Source organism: Streptomyces sp. NPDC019224, from assembly GCF_040632605.1.
Taxonomy (GTDB): domain Bacteria; phylum Actinomycetota; class Actinomycetes; order Streptomycetales; family Streptomycetaceae; genus Streptomyces.
In genome coordinates this window covers 139,415-161,419 of sequence record NZ_JBEYCF010000007.1, presented here as the reverse complement: position 1 = coordinate 161,419, position 22,005 = coordinate 139,415, and the positions used below count along the sequence as shown (strand labels likewise).

General features: G+C 74.5%; 20 protein-coding genes and 1 pseudogene. 14 read left to right on the top strand and 7 right to left on the bottom strand.

Annotated elements, in window-relative coordinates; genetic code table 11:
* Positions 1-19 precede the first annotated feature (19 nt).
* The 4 genes from ABZ564_RS07130 (at position 20) to ABZ564_RS07115 (ending at position 3,930) form a co-directional block, all read left to right on the top strand.
* Positions 20-2,008: a prolyl oligopeptidase family serine peptidase gene (locus ABZ564_RS07130; protein ID WP_360850789.1), complete on the top strand. Its 1,989-nt coding sequence runs from the start codon at positions 20-22 to the stop codon at positions 2,006-2,008.
* A complete protein-coding gene (locus tag ABZ564_RS07125) occupies positions 2,005-2,949 on the top strand; it encodes an LD-carboxypeptidase (protein WP_360850786.1) in 945 nt (314 codons plus the stop codon). Before ABZ564_RS07130 ends, ABZ564_RS07125 begins: the two co-directional genes overlap by 4 nt.
* A 117-nt stretch (positions 2,950-3,066) precedes the next feature.
* Positions 3,067-3,306, top strand: a complete 240-nt coding sequence (locus tag ABZ564_RS07120) for a DUF1049 domain-containing protein (RefSeq protein ID WP_360850783.1) — start codon at positions 3,067-3,069, stop codon at positions 3,304-3,306.
* Between the two features lie 69 nt (positions 3,307-3,375).
* Entirely contained in the window at positions 3,376-3,930 is a 555-nt protein-coding gene (locus tag ABZ564_RS07115; RefSeq protein ID WP_360850780.1) for a GNAT family protein, read from the top strand.
* Here ABZ564_RS07115 and ABZ564_RS07110 read toward each other — a convergent pair whose 3' ends face one another.
* On the bottom strand, positions 3,931-5,799 hold the full coding sequence (locus ABZ564_RS07110) for a transketolase (protein ID WP_360850777.1): 1,869 nt from the start codon (positions 5,797-5,799) through the stop codon (positions 3,931-3,933).
* A 211-nt stretch (positions 5,800-6,010) separates the two neighbouring features.
* On the opposite strand from ABZ564_RS07110, the gene ABZ564_RS07105 reads away from it, so the two are divergent.
* Entirely contained in the window at positions 6,011-6,439 is a 429-nt protein-coding gene (locus tag ABZ564_RS07105) for a calmodulin-binding protein (RefSeq protein ID WP_360850774.1), read from the top strand.
* Positions 6,440-6,490: 51 nt separating this feature from the next.
* On the opposite strand, the gene ABZ564_RS07100 is transcribed toward ABZ564_RS07105, so the two are convergent.
* A complete protein-coding gene (locus tag ABZ564_RS07100) occupies positions 6,491-6,826 on the bottom strand; it encodes a DUF6204 family protein (RefSeq protein ID WP_360850771.1) in 336 nt (111 codons plus the stop codon).
* 298 nt (positions 6,827-7,124) lie between these two features.
* On the opposite strand from ABZ564_RS07100, the pseudogene ABZ564_RS07095 reads away from it, so the two are divergent.
* Positions 7,125-7,367 (top strand): annotated as a pseudogene (locus ABZ564_RS07095) (DUF5107 domain-containing protein); the annotation flags it as partial.
* A 75-nt stretch (positions 7,368-7,442) separates the two neighbouring features.
* On the opposite strand, the gene ABZ564_RS07090 reads toward ABZ564_RS07095, so the two are convergent.
* The 3 genes from ABZ564_RS07090 to ABZ564_RS07080 all read right to left on the bottom strand — a co-directional run bounded on the left by ABZ564_RS07090 (position 7,443) and on the right by ABZ564_RS07080 (position 10,339).
* Entirely contained in the window at positions 7,443-7,796 is a 354-nt protein-coding gene (locus ABZ564_RS07090) for a VOC family protein (protein WP_360850767.1), read from the bottom strand.
* Between the two features lie 55 nt (positions 7,797-7,851).
* Entirely contained in the window at positions 7,852-8,661 is an 810-nt protein-coding gene (locus tag ABZ564_RS07085; RefSeq protein WP_360850764.1) for a methyltransferase domain-containing protein, read from the bottom strand.
* A gap of 172 nt (positions 8,662-8,833) precedes the next feature.
* Positions 8,834-10,339, bottom strand: coding sequence for a phosphatase PAP2 family protein (locus ABZ564_RS07080; protein WP_360850761.1), 1,506 nt, complete (start codon positions 10,337-10,339; stop codon positions 8,834-8,836).
* A gap of 118 nt (positions 10,340-10,457) precedes the next feature.
* Between ABZ564_RS07080 and ABZ564_RS07075 the strand changes: the two genes are divergently transcribed.
* The 3 genes from ABZ564_RS07075 to ABZ564_RS07065 all read left to right on the top strand — a co-directional run bounded on the left by ABZ564_RS07075 (position 10,458) and on the right by ABZ564_RS07065 (position 13,829).
* Positions 10,458-11,231, top strand: coding sequence for an IclR family transcriptional regulator (locus ABZ564_RS07075; protein WP_360850757.1), 774 nt, complete (start codon positions 10,458-10,460; stop codon positions 11,229-11,231).
* 105 nt (positions 11,232-11,336) lie between these two features.
* The gene (locus ABZ564_RS07070) at positions 11,337-12,587 is read left to right on the top strand and encodes an aminotransferase class I/II-fold pyridoxal phosphate-dependent enzyme (protein ID WP_360850754.1); all 1,251 of its coding nucleotides are present in this window, start codon (positions 11,337-11,339) and stop codon (positions 12,585-12,587) included.
* A gap of 36 nt (positions 12,588-12,623) precedes the next feature.
* The gene (locus ABZ564_RS07065) at positions 12,624-13,829 is read left to right on the top strand and encodes an MBL fold metallo-hydrolase (protein WP_360850751.1); all 1,206 of its coding nucleotides are present in this window, start codon (positions 12,624-12,626) and stop codon (positions 13,827-13,829) included.
* A 2-nt stretch (positions 13,830-13,831) separates the two neighbouring features.
* On the opposite strand, the gene ABZ564_RS07060 is transcribed toward ABZ564_RS07065, so the two are convergent.
* On the bottom strand, positions 13,832-14,458 hold the full coding sequence (locus tag ABZ564_RS07060) for a VTT domain-containing protein (RefSeq protein ID WP_360850748.1): 627 nt from the start codon (positions 14,456-14,458) through the stop codon (positions 13,832-13,834).
* Complete coding sequence (locus tag ABZ564_RS07055; protein ID WP_360850745.1) at positions 14,455-15,237, bottom strand: MBL fold metallo-hydrolase; 783 nt, start codon at positions 15,235-15,237, stop codon at positions 14,455-14,457. Before ABZ564_RS07055 ends, ABZ564_RS07060 begins: the two co-directional genes overlap by 4 nt.
* Positions 15,238-15,432: 195 nt before the next feature.
* Between ABZ564_RS07055 and ABZ564_RS07050 the strand changes: the two genes are divergently transcribed.
* From ABZ564_RS07050 to ABZ564_RS07030, 5 genes are all read left to right on the top strand, one after another.
* The gene (locus ABZ564_RS07050; protein ID WP_360850741.1) at positions 15,433-15,837 is read left to right on the top strand and encodes a hypothetical protein; all 405 of its coding nucleotides are present in this window, start codon (positions 15,433-15,435) and stop codon (positions 15,835-15,837) included.
* Positions 15,838-15,919: 82 nt separating this feature from the next.
* Positions 15,920-17,992 (top strand): alkaline phosphatase family protein, encoded by a 2,073-nt coding sequence (locus tag ABZ564_RS07045; RefSeq protein WP_360850737.1) that lies wholly within the window; start codon positions 15,920-15,922, stop codon positions 17,990-17,992.
* A gap of 119 nt (positions 17,993-18,111) precedes the next feature.
* Positions 18,112-20,211 carry an NAD-dependent DNA ligase LigA gene (gene ligA, locus ABZ564_RS07040; RefSeq protein ID WP_360850734.1) on the top strand — a complete coding sequence of 700 codons (2,100 nt, stop codon included), beginning with the start codon at positions 18,112-18,114 and terminating at the stop codon, positions 20,209-20,211.
* Positions 20,212-20,420: 209 nt separating this feature from the next.
* On the top strand, positions 20,421-21,233 hold the full coding sequence (locus ABZ564_RS07035; RefSeq protein WP_360850731.1) for a rod shape-determining protein: 813 nt from the start codon (positions 20,421-20,423) through the stop codon (positions 21,231-21,233).
* Positions 21,234-21,397: 164 nt separating this feature from the next.
* The gene (locus ABZ564_RS07030) at positions 21,398-21,988 is read left to right on the top strand and encodes a hypothetical protein (protein WP_360850728.1); all 591 of its coding nucleotides are present in this window, start codon (positions 21,398-21,400) and stop codon (positions 21,986-21,988) included.
* Positions 21,989-22,005: the final 17 nt, after the last annotated feature.

Sequence of the window (22,005 nt, the reverse complement as noted above, 5' to 3'; positions counted from 1 at the left end):
TCGGGGGAGACCCACACCCATGCCAACCACACAGCCCTACGGCAGCTGGCCCTCGCCGATCGACGCCGCGCTGGCCGCCTCCCACGACGGCCGCCCCGAGTACGCGGGCGCGGTCGGCGACGAACTGTGGTGGACCGCACCGCGCCCCGCCGAGGCCGGCCGGCGCGCCCTCGTCCGCCGGACCGCCGAAGGCGCCACCACCGAGCTGCCCGCCCCCTGGAACGTCCGCAGCCGCGTCATCGAGTACGGCGGACAGCCCTGGGCCGGAACCGCACGGGCGGAGGGCGGCCCGCTGATCGTCTTCGTCCACTTCGACGACCAGCGGCTGTACGCGTACGAGCCCGACGGCGCCCGCGAACCCTGGCCGCTCACCCCCGTCTCCTCCGTCGGCGGCGGACTGCGCTGGGCCGACCCGCGCCTGCACCCCGGGCGGGGCCGGGCCGGCGAGGTCTGGTGCGTCCTGGAGGAGTTCACCGGCGACGCGCCTTCCGAACTGCGCCGCGTCCTCGCCGCCGTACCGCTGGACGGCTCGGCGGCCGACGACCGCTCCGCCGTACGCGAACTCACCCATGAGAAACACCGGTTCGTCACCGCACCCGAGGTCTCGCCCGACGGGCGGCGCGCCGCCTGGATCGGCTGGGACCACCCGCGCATGCCCTGGGACGGCACCGAGGTCCTGGTCGCCTCCCTCGCGGACGACGGCACCTTCCGCGACCCCCGCGTCCTCGCCGGCGGCCCGGACGAATCCGTGCCGCAGATCCAGTGGACCGCCGACGGCCGGCTGCTCCTGGCGAGCGACCGCAGCGGCTGGTGGAACCTGTACCGGCTCGACCCGGACAGCGGAGCGACCGAGGAACTCTGCGCCCGTGAGGAGGAGTTCGCCGGGCCGCTGTGGAAGATCGGGCTCGTCTGGTTCCGCCCCCTGGCGAACGGGCTGATCGCCACCCTCCACGGGAAGGGCACCACCACCCTCGGCATCCTCGACCCGGAGACCTGCGACCTCGTCGACATCGCGGGCCCCTGGACCGAGTGGGCGCCCACCCTCACCGTCCAGGACAGCCGCGTCACCGGCGTCGCCGCCGGCCCGCACAGCGGGTACGAGATCGTGGAGCTGGACACGGCCACCGGACACACCCGGATCATCGGCACCCCGCACCAGGACGCCGTCGATCCCGCGTACTACCCCGAACCCGTCCTGCGCACCTTCACCGGACCGGGCGGACGTGAGATCCACGCCCAGGTCTACCCGCCGCGCAACCCCGCGCACACCGGCCCCGAGGGCGAGTTGCCGCCCTATGTGGTGTGGGCGCACGGCGGGCCCACCGGCCACGCCGCGCTCGTCCTGGACCTGGAGATCTCCTACTTCACCTCACGCGGCATCGGTGTCGCCGAGGTCAACTACGGCGGCTCCGCCGGATACGGCCGCGACTACCGCAACCGGCTGCGCGAGCAGTGGGGCATCGTCGACGTGGAGGACTGCGCCGCCGTCGCCGGGGCGCTCGCCGCCGAGGGCACCGCCGATCCGGACCGGCTCGCCATCCGGGGCGGCAGCGCCGGCGGCTGGACCAGCGCCGCCTCGCTGACCGGCACCGACGTCTACGCCTGCGGCACCATCATCTACCCCATCCTCGACCTCGCAGGCTGGGCCACCGACGAGACCCACGACTTCGAGTCCCGCTACCTGGAATCGCTGGTCGGCCCCCTCGCCGAGGTCCCCGAGCGCTACCGGGAACGCTCCCCGGTCGGCCGCACCGACCGGCTCACCGCGCCGTTCCTGCTGCTCCAGGGCGAGGACGACCCCATCTGCCCGCCCGTGCAGTGCGAGCGCTTCCTCGCCGCCGTCGAGGGGCGCGGCATCCCGCACGCGTACCGCACCTACCGGGGCGAGGGCCACGGATTCCGCCGCGCCGACACGATGACCGACGCGCTGGAGTCCGAACTCTCTTTGTACGCCCAGGTGTTCGGCTTCGACCGGCCCGATGTACCGCCGCTGGAGCTGAGGAAGTGACCCTGACCCCGCTGATCCGTCCCGCCCGGCTGCGCCCGGGGGCCAGGGTCGCCGTCGTGTCCCCGAGCGGGCCCGTGCCCGCCGAGCGGCTGGAACCCGGCCTGGACATCCTGCGCGGCTGGGGCCTCGACCCCGTGCCGATGCCCCATGTGCTCGACGTGCACCGGGACCTGGACTACCTCGCCGGCCCGGACGAGGGACGCGCCCGGGACCTCCGGGACGCCTGGTGCGACCCGTCCGTGGACGCGGTGATCTGCGCGCGCGGCGGGTACGGGGCGCACCGCATGGTCGACCTGGTGGACTGGGCGGCGGTGCGCGCGGCCGGGCCCAAGGTCTTCGTCGGCTACAGCGACATCACCGTCCTCCATGAGGCGTTCGCGCTGCGGACCGGCTTCGCCACCCTGCACGGGCCCATGGTGGGGGCCGAGACGTTCCTCAAGGACCCGCGCACCCAGGAGTCGCTGCGGGCCACCCTGTTCGAGCCGGAGACCCAGCGGACGCTGGGCCTGGAGGAGGCACGGGCGCTGGTGCCGGGCCGGGCGCGCGGCGTCACGTACGGCGGCTGTGTGAGCCTGCTCGCCGCCGACCTCGGCACCCCGCACGGCCGTGGATCGGCCCGGGGCGGGCTGCTCGTCATCGAGGACACCACCGAGGACCCGTACAGCCTCGACCGCATCCTCACCCAGCTGCTGCGGGCCGGGGCGCTGGACGGCGTCGCCGGGGTGGCCTGCGGCTCCTGGGCGGGGTGCGGGCCGTACGAGAAGGTACGGGCGGTGCTCGCGGACCGGCTCGGGGCGCTGGGCGTCCCGGTCGTCGAGGAGCTGGGCTTCGGGCACGGACCCACCGGGCTCACGATCCCGCTCGGCGTGCCGGCCGTGCTCGACGCCCCGGCGGACGGCGGCCCGGCCACCCTCACGGCCGAGGTGCCCGCACTGCTCTGACCCGCTGCCGCCGCCCCCGTCACCCGAATGGCCGAACATCTCCGCCGGTGGGAACGGGGGCGGCGCCATCCTGGAGCCCGGGGCGACGGCCTTACAGGGCCGGGAAAGGGGCTGCTCATGAGCCCGAAGGACGTATCGAGCAGCGGGAAGAGCGGCAGCGGGGCCTTCACCCCCGCCCGCATCCTGGTCCTCGTCATCGCGGTCCTCTCGGTCGTCTTCATCGCCGAGAACACCAAGGACGTCGAGGTCCGCCTCATCATCCCGCTGGTGACGGCGCCGCTCTACGTGTGGCTCGTCGTGATGTTCGTGGCGGGCATGGCGTGCGGGGCCTACTTCTTCCGCAGACGGGCCAAGTAGGAGCGCGGGCGACGGCCGTGCGGGCAGGGTCCACGAGCCCCGCCCGCACGGCCGTTCTACGCTGGGACGATGTCCGACACCCGCCCTCTCGCCGAGGGACCGCGTACGGCGATCCGCCGCTTCACCCCGGGCGACGCCGACGAGTTCACCGCACGGGCCCGGCAGAGCACCGCCCTGCACCGGCCCTGGCTCTTCCCGCCCACCACTGCCGGCACGTACGCCGCCTACGCGGGCGCCCTCATCGACGACCCGGCGCGGGCGGGCTTCCTCGTGTGCGAACGCGACCGGGCGGGCGGACCCGGCGACGGCGCGATCGCCGGGTTCATCAACATCAACAACATCGTCGCCGGTTCCTTCCGCTGCGGCGCCCTCGGCTACGGGGCCTTCGCCCACGCGGCCGGACGCGGCCTCATGGGCGAAGGGCTCGGCCTCGTCCTGGACCACGCCTTCGGCCCGCTCGGCCTGCACCGTCTTGAGGCCAACATCCAGCCAGGCAACGAGAGTTCGATCGCGCTCGTGCGCCGGGCGGGCTTCCGGCTCGAAGGCTACTCGCCGGACTTCCTCCACATCGACGGCGCCTGGCGCGACCACGAACGCTGGGCGATCACCGCCGAGATGCGCTGACTACCCGACCAGGCGGCGGGCCGCGTCCGCGATGTGGTCGCGGGAGATCCCGGCCGCGTCGAGCAGTTCCGCCGTGGTGCCCGACCCCGGCAGGCCGCTGCCGGCGAGATGGGCGAAGGCGGGGTGGCTGCCGGCCGCGGCGAGCGCCGAGAGCACCGCCTCGCCGATACCCCCCTCGGGGTGGTGGTCCTCCACCACGACCAGGGCCCCGGTCTCCCGGGCCGCGCGGGTCAGGGCCTCGGCGTCGAGCGGCTTGACGGAGTAGAGGTCGACGACCCGGGCCCGTACGCCCTCCCCGGCCAGCCGGTCGGCGGCGGCCAGGCACTCGTGCAGCGTGACCCCGGCGCCGACCAGGGTGACCTGGTCGTCGTCGCCGTGGCGCAGGGTCTTGGAGCCGCCGACGGGAAACGTCTCCTCGCTCCCGTACAGCACCGGGTAGGCGCCCCGGGTGGTGCGCAGGTAGGAGATGCCGTCGATGTCGGCCATCGCCACGGTCAGGGCCGCCGCCGAGGTGGCGTCGCTGGGGTACAGGACGGTCGAACCGCGCACCGCGCGCATCATGGCCAGGTCCTCGACGCCCATCTGGGAGGGGCCGTCCGCGCCGATCTCCACCCCGCTGTGGGTGCCGCACAGCGCCATCGTGATGTCCGAGACGGCCGCCATGCGGATGAAGTCGTGCGCCCGGGTGAGGAACGCGGCGAAGGTGGTGGCGTACGGGCGGTAGCCGCGCACGGCCATGCCGACGGCCTCGGCGACCATCTGCTGTTCGGCGATGTACGTCTGGAAGAAACGGTCGGGGTAGGCCTTCTCGAAGTCCTGGGAGTGCGTGGAGTTGCCGACCTCCGCGTCCAGGGCGACGACCTCGGGCCGCGCCCCGAGCGCCACCAGCGCCTTGCCGAAGGCGACCCGGGTCGCGACCTCGTCCCCCTTCTCGAAGCGCGGCGGCTCCACGGTGCCTCCGGACCGCGCGGCGACGGGCGCGGCCTTCGGCGGCCGGGGGCCCGAGACCCGCAGATCGCGGACCCCGCCCAGCTCCTCGACCGCGCGCTCGGCCAGGTCCTCGGGCAGCGGCTTGCCGTGCCAGCCCTCCTTGTCGGCGACCTCGCTCACCCCGCGCCCCTTGACGGTCTTCGCCACGATCACGGTGGGGGCGCTGCCGTCCGCCGCGGTCCTCAGCGCGCGGTCCACCGCGGTCAGGTCGTGGCCGTCGACGACGAGGGCGCGGCAGCCGAACGCCTCGACGCGGCGCGCGTAGGTGTCGGTGTCCCACTCCAGCTCGGTGGGGCCGGACTGCCCGAGGCGATTGACGTCGATGATCGCGGTGAAGTTTCCCAGTTCGTGCCGGCCGGCCTTGTCCAGGGCCTCCCACACGGACCCCTCGGTCATCTCGCTGTCCCCGCACAGCACCCACACCCGGTACGGCTGCTTCTCCAGGTCCCGCCCGGCGAGCGCGATGCCGACACCGTAGGCGATGCCCTGCCCCAGCGAGCCGGTGGCCACGTCCACCCAGGGCAGCTCGGGTGTGGGGTGGCCCTGCAGCCGGTGACCGAAGCGCCGGTACGTCGTCATCAGCTCCTCGTCCGTGATCGCACCGGCCGCCTTGAACATGGCGTAGAGCAGGGGTGAGGCGTGGCCCTTGGAGAAGACGAGGTGGTCGCCGGCCGGGTCGTCGGGGGCGTCCCAGTCGTAGCGCAGATGGCGCGTCATGAGGACGGCCATCAGATCGGCCGCGGACAGGCTGGAGGTGGGGTGCCCGGAGCCGGCCGAGGTGCTGGTGCGCACCGAGTCCACCCGCAGCTGCTGGGCGAGCTCGAAGACCTCGGTGAGGTCGCTGTCGGGGCCGAGCGTGGTGGTCTGTGCGGTGGTCATGGGACGGACCTTTCGTACGGAGTCGGACGACGGAACGGGTTCCCGCATCCGCACGGTCCATCACCTTCCGGGTGCGGGTTGCCCTCCTTTGCGCCGACCCGGTGGTTCACGGAGGGCACGATTCCGCAGGAACGTCACTACACGTAACCAATGGCTACGGTGCGTGCTGAACGGGTGTGACGATCACGCCCCGACGCACGGAGTTGCCCTCATGCGAAGCATGACCGCCAAGCTCGGCGCCCTCGCGGCCACCGCACTGCTCGCCGTGACCGCCCAGACGGGACCGGCCGGTGCCGCGGAAGAAGCCGCTTACTTCAACATGCGGGACATCACCCGCTCCGACTTCGTCATCAAGCTGACCGACCCGGCGAAGATCCAGGAGGCCCGCCAGATCGTCGAGACCGGCGAGCGCAAGATCGTCATCGGCCGGATCGTCAAGCGCTCGGCGGACTACAACCCCCGCTGGAGCTTCCACTACAACCCCGACACGGTTCAGTTCGCGGAGGCCGCCATCGAGGTCTGCGACGCCACCACCCCGTACGTGGAGGACCACCTGGACGAGGCGGGCGGCGCGTTCCTGCCCGGCCTGTACTGGTGCCCGTGGACCGGCATGCTCACGGCGGAGGTCACCGCGCCGTAGCGGGTGCGAAGCGGGCGGCGCCGGTCCCTCGAGGGGCCGGCGCCGTCGTGTTCAGCGACGCTTGTAATTGATCTTCATCGTGTCCATGTCCGTCACCGTGGACCGCAGCCCGCCATGGCCGTAACCCGCCTCGCGCAGCGCCGTCTGCGCCCGGTCCTCGGCGATCGCGCCCGCCATCTCCTCGCCGTCCTCGGCGTCCGAGACGACCACGTACCGGAAGCTGAAGTGCTTGAGCACCCGGTCGTAGGTGAGCGACCCCTCCTCGGTGAACTGCATCGCGGCGAGGCCGTGCTCCTCCACCCCGGCCAGCAGCCGCTCGCGCGCCGCGTCCGTCAGGTCCTGCCACGTGCCGCGCACGATCACCCGGTACGTGTGCTGCGTGCTCATCTGTTCCGCTGTTCCTCTCGGCCTGCCGCGTTCCGTGTCCGGAGCGAGCGTACGGGGGCCCCGGGCGAGGCGGAAACGGAATTCCGGGCGGCGGTGGCCCCGGCCCTTTGCCGAAGAGTGACGCCGTAGCCCCTGGCCGGGGCGGCGGGCGCCGTGTTCCATGGTCGTCGGGGGGCGCCCGGACCTGTGGCGACCCGTGCGAGGGAGCGAGGTCGCCTTGGCCACCACCGTACGACGTGCCGTACTGACCCTGCCCGCGGCGGCGACCGGGCCGGAGGACCCGACCGCGGCCACCGCCGCCGCCCGCGAGGTGTGGTCGGCACTGCCCCCGGAGGTCCGGGCGCGGGGCCGGTTCCGGCTGCTGGAGGCCCGGTTGCTGACCGAGGAGGGCCGCCCCGACGCCGCGAAGGCGGTGTTCGAGGCGGGCTTCGAGGTCGCCGACCTGCGCGAGGGCGCGGAGATCCTTGAGGAGGTGTGGCACCGGCTCACGGACGAACCGCTGCCGGACCTGTACGACTTCCGCATGCGCCCGAAGGCCTGACGGCGCGACGGCTTCCGCGGGCCGTGGCCGCGCCGACGTGGTCCTGCGGTCCCGGGGCGGCGCCCGGGGCCGGGATCAGGCGGGCAGGTTGCGGTCGGCGTACTCGAAGACCGAGCCGTCCGGGTGCACGGCGATCAGGTTGCGGCCGACCGGGGTCGGGACCGGGCCCGCGATGACGCGGGCACCGACCCGGGTCAGGGACTCGTGGGCCTCGTCGACGTTCTTCACGGCGATGGTCGCGGTGACCTTGCGCAGGATCTCCAGCTCCGATTCGGGGCCGCTCATCAACAGGAAGCAGCTGATCGCGGCGACGGACACCCCGCCGCGCTCGAAGCGGAGGGCGGGAGCGCCCGTGAGCTCCTCGTAGAAGGCCACCGCGGCCTCCAGGTCGTCGACGCAGATACGCAGCGTGGTTCCCAGGATCTCCATACCGGCCAGGGTAGTTGGCGGCCCGCCGCCATGTGATCCATTCGGTTCCGGCCGCTCAGGCGCGGCAGAGCACCTCGCCGTGCGGCACCATGAACCAGCCGTCGCCCTCCTCGCCCCAGGCGCGCCACGCCCCGGCGATCTCCGCCAGCTCCTCCGTCGTGGCGTGCCCGCCGTCCACCGCGCGCTTCGCGTACGCCGAGCTGACGGTGCGGTCGGCCCACAGGCCGCTCCACCACGCCCGGCTCTCCGGCGTGGCGTAGCACCACGAGCCCGCCGTGGGGGTGATGTCGGTGAACCCGGCCTGCCGCGCCCAGGACAGCAGACGGCGTCCTGCGTCCGGCTCGCCGCCGTTGGCCCGGGCCACCCGGCCGTACAGGTCTGCCCAGCGGTCCATACCGGGCGACTCGGGAAACCAGGTCATCGCCGCGTAGTCGCTGTCGCGCGCCGCGACGATGCCCCCGGGGCGGCACACCCGGCGCATCTCGCGCAGCGCCTGCACCGGATCGCCTACGTGCTGGAGGACCTGATGGGCGTGGACCACGTCGAAGGAGTCGTCCGGGTAGTCCAGGTCGTGGACGTCCGCGACGGCGAACTCCAGGTTGTCCAGGCCGCGTTCGGTGGCGACCTCGGCGGCCTGGCCCAGGATCTCGTCGGTGGTGTCCATGCCCGTCACCCGGCCCGGGGCGACCAGGGCGGCCAGGTCCGCGGTGATGGTGCCGGGGCCGCAGCCGACGTCCAGGACGTCCAGGCCCGGGCGCAGTTCGGCGATGAGATAGGCCGCGGAATTGGCGGCGGTGCGCCATCGGTGCGAGCGCAGCACCGACTCGTGGTGGCCGTGGGTGTAGACGGCGGTCTCCTTCGGCATGGGCATGCGTCCTCTCTCGAAACGCGAACCGCGAAAGCGGTGATCGGTAGTGCCACCGTAGAGCCTGTTGCCGAATAATGAGATGGCCATCTCGTTATGTGGATGGTCGTGAGGCGTGCGAAAGGGCGGCCGACTCCGTGTCGGCCGCCCGCCGGCCTTTGGGCCCGGTCTCCTACACCGGTCTCGGGCAGTACACCGTCAGCGCCTCCGGCAGCTTGTCGACCATCAACTCGGTTCCGCTGTGCGCCACTTCACCGTCGTACGCGTACGGCGTCCCGGGCTTCAGACCGGCGACGCGCACCCGCTGCCGGCGTACCGCCGCATGCATGGGGGAGCGGGTCAGCGGACCGGAGACCGCCGCCGCCAGCAGCCGCAGGCCGGGGGTGCGGCCGCCGTGCACGACCCGTACGTCCAGCAGCCCGTCCGCGAGGTTGTGCCGCCGACCCGGCGCCGGACCCACCCGCTGGAACAGGCCGTTGCCGACGAACAGCAGCCACAACGGGCGTCGCCTGCCCTGGATTTCGGCCTCCAGCGGGCGCTCGCCGCGCAGCACGTGCAGGGCCGCCAGGACCCCCGCCGGCCAGCCGCCGATCCGGGGCGACCAGCGCTCCCGCATCCGTACGAGCTCCGGATACACGCCCAGGCTGAAGGCGTTCAGGAAGTAGCCGGGCGCGCCGCCCGGCCCGTCGGGCCCCGGTCGGAAGCGGCCGAGGTCCGCCCGCACGGCGCTCCCGTCGACGAGCGCGGAGCAGACGTCGGCGACCGTCTCGATGCCCAGGTCGTACGCGAAGTGGTTGAGGGTCCCGCCGGGGAACACCGCGAGCGGCAGGCCGTGCGCCGCCGCCACGGCCGCCGCCTGATTGACCGTGCCGTCCCCGCCGCACACCCCCAGCGCCCGGCACCGGCCGGCCGCCTTCTCCAACTCGGCGGAGAGCATGTTGGGCGAACACTCGACGATCTCCGCCTCCGGCAGCGCGTTCCTGACCAGCGAGGCCGTGGCCGTCGCCGTCCCCGACTCCTGGTTGACGACGACCACCAGCTCCCGCCCCTCGGGCAGGGCGGGCGCATCGGCCGACGGCCTGCCCGGCGCGGGCAGCTGTCCCCTGGTCGGTATCACCCCGCGCAGGGCGAACGCCGCCCCCACTCCCAGGACCGCCCCGGCCAGCACATCGCTCGGGTAGTGCACCCCGGTGTAGACACGGGACACCGCCACGGACAGCGCGACCGGCGCGACGACCGCCCCCCAGCCCTTCGACTCCAGCGCCACCCCGGTGGCGAACGCCGCGGCCGACGCCGCGTGCCCCGAGGGGAACGACGTGGTCACCGGCTGCCGCTTCAGCTGCCGTATCACCGGTACGGCGTCCCGGACCGGCCGCTCCCGGCGGACCGCTCCCTTGCCCACCGTGTTGATCGCGGCCGAGGCCACCGCGAGCGAGGCGACGCCCCGCAACGCGGCCCGCCGGGCCCGCGCACTGCCCCCGAAGGCGGCCATGCCGGCCGCCGCGCCGAACCACAGGAGCCCGTGGTTGGCGCTGCGGCTCAGCCGGGGCAGTACGGGGCCCGCGGCCGGCCAGTGCCGCCGGGCCAGGTTCTGGAACACGGCGACATCGCGCCGGTGGAACCGGTCGCGCAGTCCCGTCAACCGGGACGGGAGGGAAGCATTGCTCACTGAGGACATGCGACAGCGAATACCCCCACATCACCGCCCCGAACCAGCGGCCACGCCGAAGGTAACCTATGACCGTCATACCGATCGTCGGCCGGCCTGCCCGACGCGGAGAGGGGGGTGCACGGCCATGGGGCGACTCGTCCCCGCGGTGACCAGGGCGCTCGATGTGCTCGAACTCTTCCTCCACGGCGAGGGCACGCTCTCCGCGCCCGAGGTGACCCGGAAGCTCCAGCTCCCCCGTACCACCGTCCACGAGCTGCTCACCACGCTCGCCGCCCGTTCGTACCTGGTCACCGACCCCGAGCGGCCCGGACGCTACCGGCTGGGCGTGCGCACCTACCAGCTCGGCAGCCGGTACGCCGAACAGCTCGACCTCGCCACCGAGGGCCGGCAGGTCGCCCGGCGTCTGGCCGCGCGCTGCGGCGAGAGCGTGCACGTCGCGATCCTGGACGGCACCGACGCCGTCTGCGTCGCCCAGGCCGACTCCACCCACGCCGTACGCATGGTCTCGGCGGCCGGTCACAGGCTGCCCGCCCACTGCACGTCCGCCGGCAAGATGCTGCTCGCCTCGCTGCCCGCCCCGGAGCTCGACGCCCGGCTCGACGGCCTTGAGCTGCCCGCTCTGACCCCGCACACCATCACCGGCGACCGGGAGCTGCGGGCCGCGCTCGACGCCGTACGGGAACGGGGCGTCGCGACGGAGTACCAGGAGTCCGGCCCCGGCGTCAGCTGTGTCGCCGCACCCGTGCGCGACCGGTCGGGGCGGGTCGTCGCCGCGCTCTCCGTCTCGGTCCCCATGATCCGCTGGAACGAGGAGCGCGAGCGGGAACTCGCCACCCTCGCCCTCGAAGGCGCCGACGAACTGTCCGGCCGCCTCGGCCACGACCGGAGCAGGGCGTGAAGCGACGCCCCCGCTCCAGGGCAGGCGCCCCGCCCCGTTCCCTCGTATAAAGGTCCGGAGGGCGAACGGCGGGTCGGATCGGCGAGCGGTGGCGAAGGAGGCCCGATGGGCCGGGAGCGGACCGGGCGTCACGAGCGCCCCACGCACACGCTCCGGGAGGACCGGGGGCCCGTACGGTACGGGCCGCCGGCCCCCTGGCCGGGCCTGCCCGTCCTGCCGGAGCTGGCCGAGGTGCTGGCCTCCGCCGCCGGCCGCGCCACCCCCGAACCCGCCGGCGGATCGGCCGCCCTGCGCGAGGCGGCCCGCGCCTACTGGGAGCGGCGCGGGCTGCACGGCGGCCCCGAACACATCGCCGCCGCACCCGGCACGGCCCCGCTGCTGCTCGCGCTGATCGCCGCGCACGGGGGCGACGTGCTGCTGCCGCGCCCCTGCCCCGCCTCCTGGATCCCGCAGGCCAGACTGCTCGGCCGGCCCGCCTACCAGGTGCCCACGCCGGCCGAGTGCGGCGGCGTGCCCGACCCGTACGCGCTCCTCGAAACCGTACGGAGGGTGCGCGCCGAGGGCGGCAGACCGCGGCTCCTGCTGCTCTCGGTGGCCGACGACCCCACCGCCACGGTCGCCCCGCCGGAACTCCTGCGCGAGGCGTGCGAGGCCGCCGTGGACGAGGGGCTGCACATCGTCAGCGACGAGACCTGGCGCGACACCCTGCATCGGCCGCACGAGACGGTCCTGGTCAGCCCCGCCGAGATGTGCCCGGACGACGTCACGGTGGTCTCCGGCCTGTACGGGGCGCTGACCCCGGCCGCCTGGCCGGTCGCCGTCGCCCGGTTCCCGGCCACCGCGCGCTCCGCCGTGCGCCACGCCCGCACCCTGGACGTCCTCACCGCACTCGGCGCCTCGATCGCCGGGCCGGTCGCCGCGGCCGCCGCCCACGCGCTGCGCGAACCGGACGCCGTCACCGGACGCGCCCGGCGCGCCGCCGCCCTGCACGCCCGCATCGCCACCGAGATCCACCGCGCCGTGCTCGCCTGGGGCGCCCTCGCCCGGCCCCCGCAGGCGGGCCGCCACCTCTACGCGGACCTCGGCCCGCTGCGCTCCCGGCTCGCCGCCCGGGGCGTCACCGACTCGCTCGAACTGGAGGAGTACCTCTCCGAACGGCTCGGCGCCCCCACCCCCGGCGGACACCGTTTCGGCGACGAACTCGGCGCGCTCCGGGTGCGGCTGGGCACCGGCTCGCTGCTGGGCGCGACCCCGGAGCAGCAGACCGAGGCCCTCACCGCCGCGGACCCCCTCGAATTGCCGCACATCGCGGCAGCGCTGAGCATTTTCCGAGCAGCCCCAGACGAACCGCGCTGACCCACCGCGCCGGCGCATTCCTGGACGGGAGCCCCGATGACGGACCAGACCGAGCGCCCCTCAGGGCCTGACCGGCGGATCTTCGTGGGCCCGCGACGCCTGGCACGCGCTCTCGCCGCACGCCCGAATCACCCGAGCACACCCAGTACGGGGGAGATCCGGGCGTACACCGAGAGCACACCACAGACGCCGCAGGCCGCTCCACGAGGATCCGCCGGCCAGGCCCTCGCCCGGGCCACACCCCCCGTGTCCTGCGGCGAGGTCGTCGCACCGCGTCCTCTCGGCGAGGTGCGCACCTGGCCCCGGAGCTTCGCGGACCGGCTCACCGCCCCGCTCCCCGGCGTCAAAGCCATGTCCCGCCTGGCCCGCGAGCACTCCATCCGGCCCAACGCGGAGGGCCTGCGCCACATCCACCGCCTGCCGTACGCCCCCGAGCCCCTGCCGCCCGTCCCGGCCGGGGCCGGCTGCGTCACCTGGGCCGGGCACGCCAGCTGGATCATCCGCACCGGCGGTCTCACGGTCCTCGCCGACCCCGTCTGGTCCCGCCGCATCCTCGGCACCCCGGCCCGGATCACGCCCGTCGGCGTCCGCTGGGAGGACCTGCCGCCCGTCGACGCGGTCGTCATCAGCCACAACCACTACGACCACCTCGACGCCCCCACCCTGCGCAGACTGCCCCGGCACACCCCGCTGTTCGTCCCGGCGGGCCTCGGCCAGTGGTGCCGCCGCCGGGACTTCGGCAACGTCACCGAACTCGACTGGTGGGAGTCCGCACAGCTGGGCGGGGTGCGCTTCGACTTCGTGCCCGCCCACCACTGGTCCCGGCGCACCCTCACCGACACCTGCCGCTCGCTGTGGGGCGGCTGGGTCATCCAGGACACCACGGGGGACGGCCCACGGATCTACTTCGCCGGTGACACCGGGTACGGCCACTGGTTCGCCGAGATCGGCCGCCGCCACCCCGGCATCGACCTCGCCCTGCTGCCGATCGGCGCGTACGAGCCCCGCTGGTGGCTCGGCGACGTCCACACCGAGCCGGAGGAGGCGGTGCAGGCGTACGAGGACCTCGGCGCACACGCCATGGCCCCGATGCACTGGGCGACCTTCCTGCTGTCCGCCGAACCGGTCCTCGAACCGCTCACCCGGCTGCGCACCGCCTGGCAGCGCGCCGGACACCCCCGCGACCGGCTCTGGGACCTGCCCATCGGCGGCTCACGCCTGCTGGAGGGTCCGGCCGGCTGAGCTCACCGCGCCCACCTCGCCCGCGTCCGGCGCCACATCGCGGGAGCCCCGCTGAGCAGCAGCGTCAGGCCCACCGCCGCCACCACCCCCTGCCAGGGCTCCGGGAACAGCGAACCGCCCAGGACGCCGATCAGCTGATACGTCGCCGCCCACGCCAGGCACGCCGGCACATCGCCCCGGGCGAACCGGCGCATCGGCATCCGGCCCAGCAGACACGCCAGCATCACCGGGATCCGACCGGCCGGGACCAGCCGGGACAGCACCAGCACCGTCGCCCCCTTCTCGTCCAGCTTCCGCTGCGCCTGCTCCAGCCGCTCCGGCGCGGCCCGGTCCCGGATCGTCCGCAGCCACCGCGACCCGTTCTTCGACCGCACCCCCCGCTGCCCCAGCCAGTACAGGGATATGTCCCCCAGAAACGCCGCCGCCGACGCCACCGCGAACACCATCAGCAGCGAGAACGGCGACGACTGGTGGAAGGCCACCACGGCCGCCGAGCTCACCAGGGCGCCCGTCGGCACCACCGGCACCAGGGCGCCCAGCGCCACCAGCAGGAACAGCGACGGATAGCCGACCGCCTGCCGCGTCGACTCCGGAGGCAGCTGCGCCGTCTCCCGCAGGAAATCGATCACCCGGAGCACCCCGGCCGTACCCGCTCGCCGTGCGCCAGCCGGTGCACCACGACCTCGGGCGCCGCCATGGCCGCCTTCCGCGCGAACTCCTCGCCCGGGGCGTGGAACTCGTGCGGCCGGACCCCGTCCATCCCGATCGGCCAGTACGTGCCGTAGTGCACCGGCACCGCCGCGCGCGGCCGCAGCCGGGTCAGCACCTGGGCCGCGCGGCCCGCGTCGAGGTGCCCGTGGCCCAGATAGGGCCCCCAGCCGCCGACCGGCAGCAGCGCCACGTCCACCGGACCGACCGCCTGCGCCATGTCGTCGAAGAGCCCGGTGTCCCCGGCGAAGTACGTACGCGCCGTGCCCTCCACCACGTAACCGAGAGCGGGGGAGCGGTGCGGGCCCATCGGCAGCCGCCGGCCGTCGTGCAGCGCCGGCACCGCCCGGACCCGCACCTCGCCCACCCCTACCTCGTCGCCCGCCACTACCTCGGTGATCCGCAGCCCGCGCGCCCGGCGCAGCAGCCGCAGACCCGGAACCGACCGCAGCGAGCCACGCGGCACGACCACCCGGGCCCCCGGGGCGACCCGCGCCAGCGACGGCAGGTGCAGATGGTCGGAGTGCAGATGGGAGATGAGGACCACATCGGCCACCGCCGCGTCCGGACCGGGCAGCGCGCCCCGCCGGCGCCGCAGATGCGCGAAGCGCCGTACGAACAGCGGGTCGGTCAGGAAGCGGACCCCGGAGTCCTCGATCGTGCACGTGGCATGACCCCACCAGGTGATCTCCACCGGCACGTCACCGCCTCCTCCGCTCCCCGGACCCCACCACACCTGCCCCGACGAGCCTACGGGCAGTCCCGCCCGGCGCACCCGCGGGCCACCGGTCCGGGGCCGTGCCCCCGTGCGCCCCCTCATCGCCCCGGAACGCGCCCTCGGCCACGGGCGCGGACGCATAGGGTCGGGGAACGACGAGCGACGGGGAGACGGGGCATGGGGGACGTACGTGTGGCGGCCATCGCCAGTCTGACGCCGCTGGAGGAACTGGACAGCGATCCGTTCCTCGTGGACACCCGCGGCCAGCACGCCATGTGCGCCCGCTGGGCCGCCGACCAGGGCTACGTCGTCACCCGGCAGCTGCGCCTCTACGGACTGCGCCCCGACCACCCCGCGCTCTGGGCCGACATCGACAGCGGCGAGGTCGAGCTGTTCGTCGCCCCCAGCGACCGGGTCCTCGCCCGCGCCCTGGCCTCGGTGCCGGAGTTCACCGCGGAGTGCGAGCGGCGCGGCGTACGCCTGGAGATCGCCGGGCTCGACGAGCCGTCCTACACCGCCGACGGCAAGGCCGGCGTGCACCGCAGGCTCTCCATGCCGACCGCCGGATACGACGGCTGCTGACCGCGCGGGGGACCGCCCGGCCGCTGTGAAAGGCTGGGGCGGGGCCCGGAACGGCAGGGCCCGGACGTGAGGTGACGACGGCGTGGGCGACAGGCGATGGCGGCGAGCCGGCAGCGCGCTGATGCGAGTGATCGCGGTCTGGGCCGTCTCGACGCTCACCATGCTGGCGCTCGCGGGCGTCCTCCCCGACTTCCGGCTCCAGTCCGCCGACGGCGACAGCATCACCAAGACCGCCTTCACCGCGGCCTGGGGCGCGGGCGCCTTCGGACTGCTCTCCGCACTCGTCTGGCCCGTGCTCGTACGGGCGCTGCTCATCGTGCCGGCCCTCGTCCTCGGCATGCTCGTCTTCTTCCTCAACGGCTCGCTGCTGCTGGTCGCGCTGCGGCTCATCCCGGACGGCCGGGGCGCCGCCGCCTGGGAGACCGCCGTCGCCGTCGCGGCCGTCATGTCCGCCGTCGCCTCCGCGACCTCCACGACCCTCGCCGTGCGCGACGACAACGCCTACCGCCGCCGCCTCTCCCGCCTGGCCTACCGCCGCCGCCGGCGCGGCGGTACGGGCGGGGACCCCCGCGGGGGCCCGCCGGGCACCGTCTTCATCCAGCTGGACGGGGTCGGCCACGACACCCTCGTCCAGGCCGCCGCCGGGGGTGTGATGCCGACCGTCGCCCACTGGCTGGCCGGCCCCGACGGGCACCGGCTCACGCCCTGGCGCACCGACTGGTCCAGCCAGACCGGCGCCAGCCAGCTCGGCATCCTGCACGGCAGCAACCACGACGTCCCCGCCTTCCGCTGGTACGAGAAGGAGACCGGCGTCGTCATGGTCTCCAGCAAACCCGCGTCCGCCCTGGAGCTCCAGCGCCGGGCCGTCGCCCGCACCCGGGACGGCGGACTCCTCACGCTCGACGGCGCCAGCCGCGGCAACCTCTTCAGCGGCGGCGCCGGCCAGCTCGCGCTCGTCCTGTCGATGGCCGCCAGGCTCGGCAAGGGCGGCCGGTCGCGGGCCGGGTACTTCGCCTACTTCTCCGACCCGGCCAACGCCGTCCGCACCGCCGGCTCCTTCGTCGCGGAGGTCTGCCGGGAGATCGCCCAGTCGACCCGCTCCCGCCTCCGCAAGGAGACGCCCCGCATCAAGCGCGGCGGCCTGTACCCCTTCATCCGCGCCTTCGCGACCGTCGTCGAACGCGATGTGGTGGTCACCGCCGTGATCGGCGACATGTTCGCCGGACGGACCGCGGTCTACGCCGACCTCGTCGCGTACGACGAGGTGGCGCACCACTCGGGACCGCGCAGCCGGGACGCGGAGAAGGTGCTCGCCCGCCTCGACCGGGCGCTCGCCCTGATCGCCGAGGTCGCCGAGCAGGCCCCCCGCCCCTACCGGATCGTGCTCCTCTCCGATCACGGCCAGAGCCCGGGGGAGACCTTCGCCGGCGCGTACGGGCTGACCCTCAAGGAGCTCGTGCGGGCGGGCAGCGGACTGCCCGTGCCCCGGCGCGCGCAGCGCACCCGCAGCGCCTCCGAGGCGCGCGACGCGGTCCGGATCGCGCTGCACCGGCCGGTCGCCGAGGGCCGGGAGCACGTGGTGAAACCCTCCGACCCGATAGTCCTCGCCTCCGGCAACCTGGGCCTGATCTCGTTCCCCGACATCGAGGGCCGCGCCTCGCTGGAGCAGCTGGAGCGCCGTCACCCCGCGCTGCTCTCCACCCTCGCCAACCACCCGGGCATCGGCTTCCTGCTCGTCCGCAGCGAGCGGTACGGCTCGGTGGTGCTGGCCCGCGACGGGGTGCGGGTGCCCGTGGCGGACCTGGCGGACGGCCGGGGTCCGCTGACCGCGTACGGCCCCGGAGCCGCGGACGCGATCCGCCGGACGGACACCTTCCCGCACGTCGCCGATGTGATGGTCAACTCCATGTACGACCCCGTCACCGGCACCGTGCACGCCTTCGAGGAACAGATCGGCTCGCACGGCGGCCTGGGCGGCGACCAGTCCCGGCCGTTCCTGCTGTGGCCGCGCTCCCTGACGGACCCGCTGGACGCCGTCACCGGCGAGGACGGGGAACGCCCGGACGAACTCGTCGGGGCCGAGGCCGTGCACCGGGTCCTCAGACGCTGGCTGCAGGAGGCGTCGGGGCCCCAGGTGCCGGTGGGCAACGACTGACGGCCGAGCGGGCCGCGGGAGTACGTTGACCGGCCGTCAACCGGGACCGTCGGCCACGGCGGGCGGCCGGGCGGTCCCGGCACCTCGGGGCCGGGGCGTTGTCAGTGGTGGACGGCAGGATGGAGGGCATGACGAATTCAGCAGTCGTGCTCACCGGCCACGCCTCCTATGCCGCCGCCGTCGAAGAGGCCGCGCAGGCCGCCGCCGCGTACTACGCCACCGGCGAGAGCACACTCGACGACGACGCCTACGACCGGCTGGCGCGTGGCATCGCCGCGTACGAGCGTGAGCACCCGCAGGAGGTGCTGCCCGCGTCGCCGACCGGCAAGGTGGCCGGCGGTGCCGTCGTCGGGGACGTACCGCACACCGTGCCGATGCTCTCCCTCGACAACGTCTTCTCGGCCGAGCAGTTCGCCACCTGGACCGCCTCGCTGGAGCGCCGGATCGGACGGCCCGTCACCGCGTGGAGCGTCGAGCCGAAACTGGACGGGCTCGCGGTCGCCGCCCGTTACCGCGAGGGCCGCCTGGAGCGGCTGATCACCCGGGGCGACGGGACCGCCGGTGAGGACGTGTCCCATGCCATCGGGACCGTCGTCGGGCTCCCCGGCCGGCTCGCCGAACCGGTCACGATCGAGATACGCGGCGAAGTCCTGATGACCACCGAGCAGTTCGAGCGGGCCAACACCGTCCGCACCGCGCACGGCGGCGCCCCCTTCGCCAACGCGCGCAACGGCGCCGCGGGCACCCTGCGCGCCAAGGACCGCGCGTACACGGTGGAGATGACGTTCTTCGCGTACGGCGCCCTGCCGCTGCCCGACTCCGGCGAACCGGACGCCGCCTCGGCCGAGCTGCCCCACAGCCAGGTCCTCGCCCGGGTCGCGGCCCTCGGCGTGCACACCGCGGCGGACACCGAGGCCGCCCCGCGCACCGTCGCCACCGTCGAGGAGGCCCAGGCCCGGATCGGGGAAGTCGCCGCGCTGCGGGCCTCGTTGCCCTTCGGGATCGACGGCATCGTCATCAAGGCGGACCTGGCGGCCGACCAGCGCGACGCCGGCGTCGGCACCCGGGCCCCGCGCTGGGCCATCGCCTACAAGCTGCCGGCCGTCGAGAAGGTCACCCGCCTCCTCGGCGTCGAGTGGAACGTGGGCCGTACCGGCATCATCGCGCCGCGCGCCGTGCTGGAGCCCGTCGAGATCGACGGCTCGACCGTCGGCTACGCCACCCTGCACAACCCGGCCGACATCACCCGCCGGGACCTGCGCATCGGCGACCACGTGATGGTCTACAAGGCGGGCGACATCATTCCCCGCATCGAGGCGCCCGTCGCCCATCTGCGCACCGGCGACGAGCAGCCCGTCGCCTTCCCCGAGGTGTGCCCGCAGTGCGGTTCGGAGATCGACACCAGCGAACAGCGCTGGCGTTGTGTGCGGGGCCGCGACTGCCGCCTCGTCGCCTCCGTCTCGTACGCGGCCGGGCGCGACCAGCTCGACATCGAAGGGCTCGGCACGACCCGGGTGGTCCAGCTCGTCGAGGCCGGGCTGGTCGCCGACTTCGCCGACCTGTTCACCCTGGAGCGCGAACAGCTGCTCGCGCTCGACCGGATGGGGGAGACCAGCACCGACAATCTGCTGGCCGCGATCGACGCGGCCCGTTCCCAGCCGCTGTCCCGGGTCTTCTGCGCCCTCGGGGTACGCGGGACCGGGCGGTCCATGTCCCGCCGCATCGCCCGCTACTTCGCGGACATGGACCGGATCAGGGCCGCCGGCGAGGAGGAGCTCCAGCGGGTCGACGGCATAGGAAAGGAGAAGGCGGCGGGTGTGGTCGCGGAGCTGGCCGAGCTCGCCCCGCTGATCGAGAAGCTGGTCGCCGCCGGGCTCACCATGACCGAGCCGGGTGCGACCCCGCCCCCGGCACCGGGGGAGCCCGCCGGCGAGGAGGCCGCCGGCAGCGCCGACGGCACGCCGCTGGCCGGGATGACCGTGGTGGTCACCGGGGCCATGACCGGCGCGCTGGAGAAGCTGTCGCGCAATCAGATGAACGAGCTGGTCGAGCGGGCCGGCGGGAAGTCCTCCTCCAGCGTCTCCAAGCGCACCACGCTGCTGGTGGCCGGTGAGAAGGCGGGCTCGAAGCGGACGAAGGCGGAGGACCTGGGGGTGCGCATCGCGACGCCGGAGGAGTTCGCGGAGCTGATCGGGGAGTTCCTGCCGGTGGACGCGTGACACATGGGGGGTGACGCGCGCTGTGCGGGGGCCGGGTGGTGATCCGGGCCGTGGGCGGCCGGTGACCGCGGGTCGGGCCGTGTCCTTCGATTTTGCTTGGCAGTGGCTTTCTTTGCCTGCCTATTGCATAGTGAGGGCTTGGCCAGGCCTCGCGATCAGCGGGTCACTGGGTGTGTACGGTCGCGGCTGCGCGCGGGAGGTGAGGGGCGATGCGTTCTGTGCGCGACGGACGGCGGCAGGACCGCTCCGTCCACCCGCACCACCGGGGCGTCGCCCGGGGCCTCGCCCTCGACCTCGGCAGCTCGCGGACCCGCGCCTGGGTCCCCGGCCGGGGTGTCGTCGCGGACACCGCCCACGGGAACGGTGAGTACGGCCACGGCCGGCCCGTGCGGCGAGGCCGCATCGTCGACCCGGAGTCGTGCGGCCGCATGCTGGCCCGCATCGCCGACCGGGCCCTGGGCGAGCGCCGCGAGGACATGGTCGTCGTCCTCAGCCACCCCGTCCTCGCCGGCCCCGGACACCGCACCGCGGCCCGGGAGATGCTCCGCGCGCTCGGCGCCTCGGACGTCATCGTCCTGGACAGCGCCCGGGCCGCCGCTGCGTGCGCCGGACCGGAGGGCGGCGGTCCGCTCCTCGTCGTCGACCTCGGCGCCGAACTGACCGAGGTGACCCTGCTCGTCGACGGCCTGGTGCGCGACGCGCGGCTGGCCGAGACCGGGCTCAGCGACCTGGAACCGGGTGAGCCGCCCGCCGCCGTCGTCCGCGCCGTCCTGGACATGGTCATGGCCATGTGGCGGCAGGACCGGCACGGGGCGCTGCTCGGCGCTCTGCGCAGGGGCCCGTCGCTCGTCGGAGGCGGTGCGCTGGACCCGGGTGTCACCCACCGGATCGCGGTCCGCCTCGGCGTCCCGGTCCGGCTCCTGGACGACCCGGCGACCGCGGTGGTGCGCGGGGCGGGGCTGATCCTCGGCTCCGTCCTCCGCCACGCCACGGCCACCGCCCTGCCCGGCCGATCCCGGTGACCCCTCTTCCGGGGCCGCCCCCGGGGAACGCGGACCCCGGGGCCCGGCCGGACGAGCCGGCACGCGGTGAACGGGCTTCGCACGCGGGGGCGCGTGCCGTATGTGCCCGTGGCGCCGGACCACGCCCCGAACGCGCTCCGGCCGCGCGGCGGTACGTCGTCGCGTTGTTCCTCGCTGTGCTCGCCCTCCTCGTCGGCGCGCCCGCGGTGGCGGGGGCGGGTCTCCCCGTGCGCGCGACGGCGACGCTTGCCGGGACGCACGCGGTGTCGGCCCCCGGCCTCCCCGTACGCGCCTCGACCGCCGCCCGGTCCGCCGCACCCGCCCCCGTGCCCCGGTTCACCGCACCCGCCCCCGTGCCCCGGTTCACCGCACCCGCCCCCGTGCCCCGGTCCGCCGCACCCGCCCCCGCCGCCCCCGCCCGGTCCGCCGCACCCGCCCCGCCCGATGCGGCCCCCGCACCCCCTGCCACCGCCGACCGCGGCCCGCACACCACCCCGTTGACCGCCGTCGAGCACCCCCGTACCGCACACCAGTTGCCCCCGCCGGGCCCCGGCGGCCTCGCCCCGTGCCCGGCGGCAGTCCCGCTTCCGCACCTCGCCCCCTGGTCCGGCCGCACCACCCCCGTCCCCGCCGCCCAGCGGCTGCGCGTGGCCCTTCCCGGCGTGCGCGCTCCCCCGAGTGCCGGTGTTCACCGGCCGAGGGACCGCTTCCCGGTCCCGCTTCCCACCAACGCCGTGCCGTTTCCGCCGTCCTAGTGCCGTGGCACCAGCCG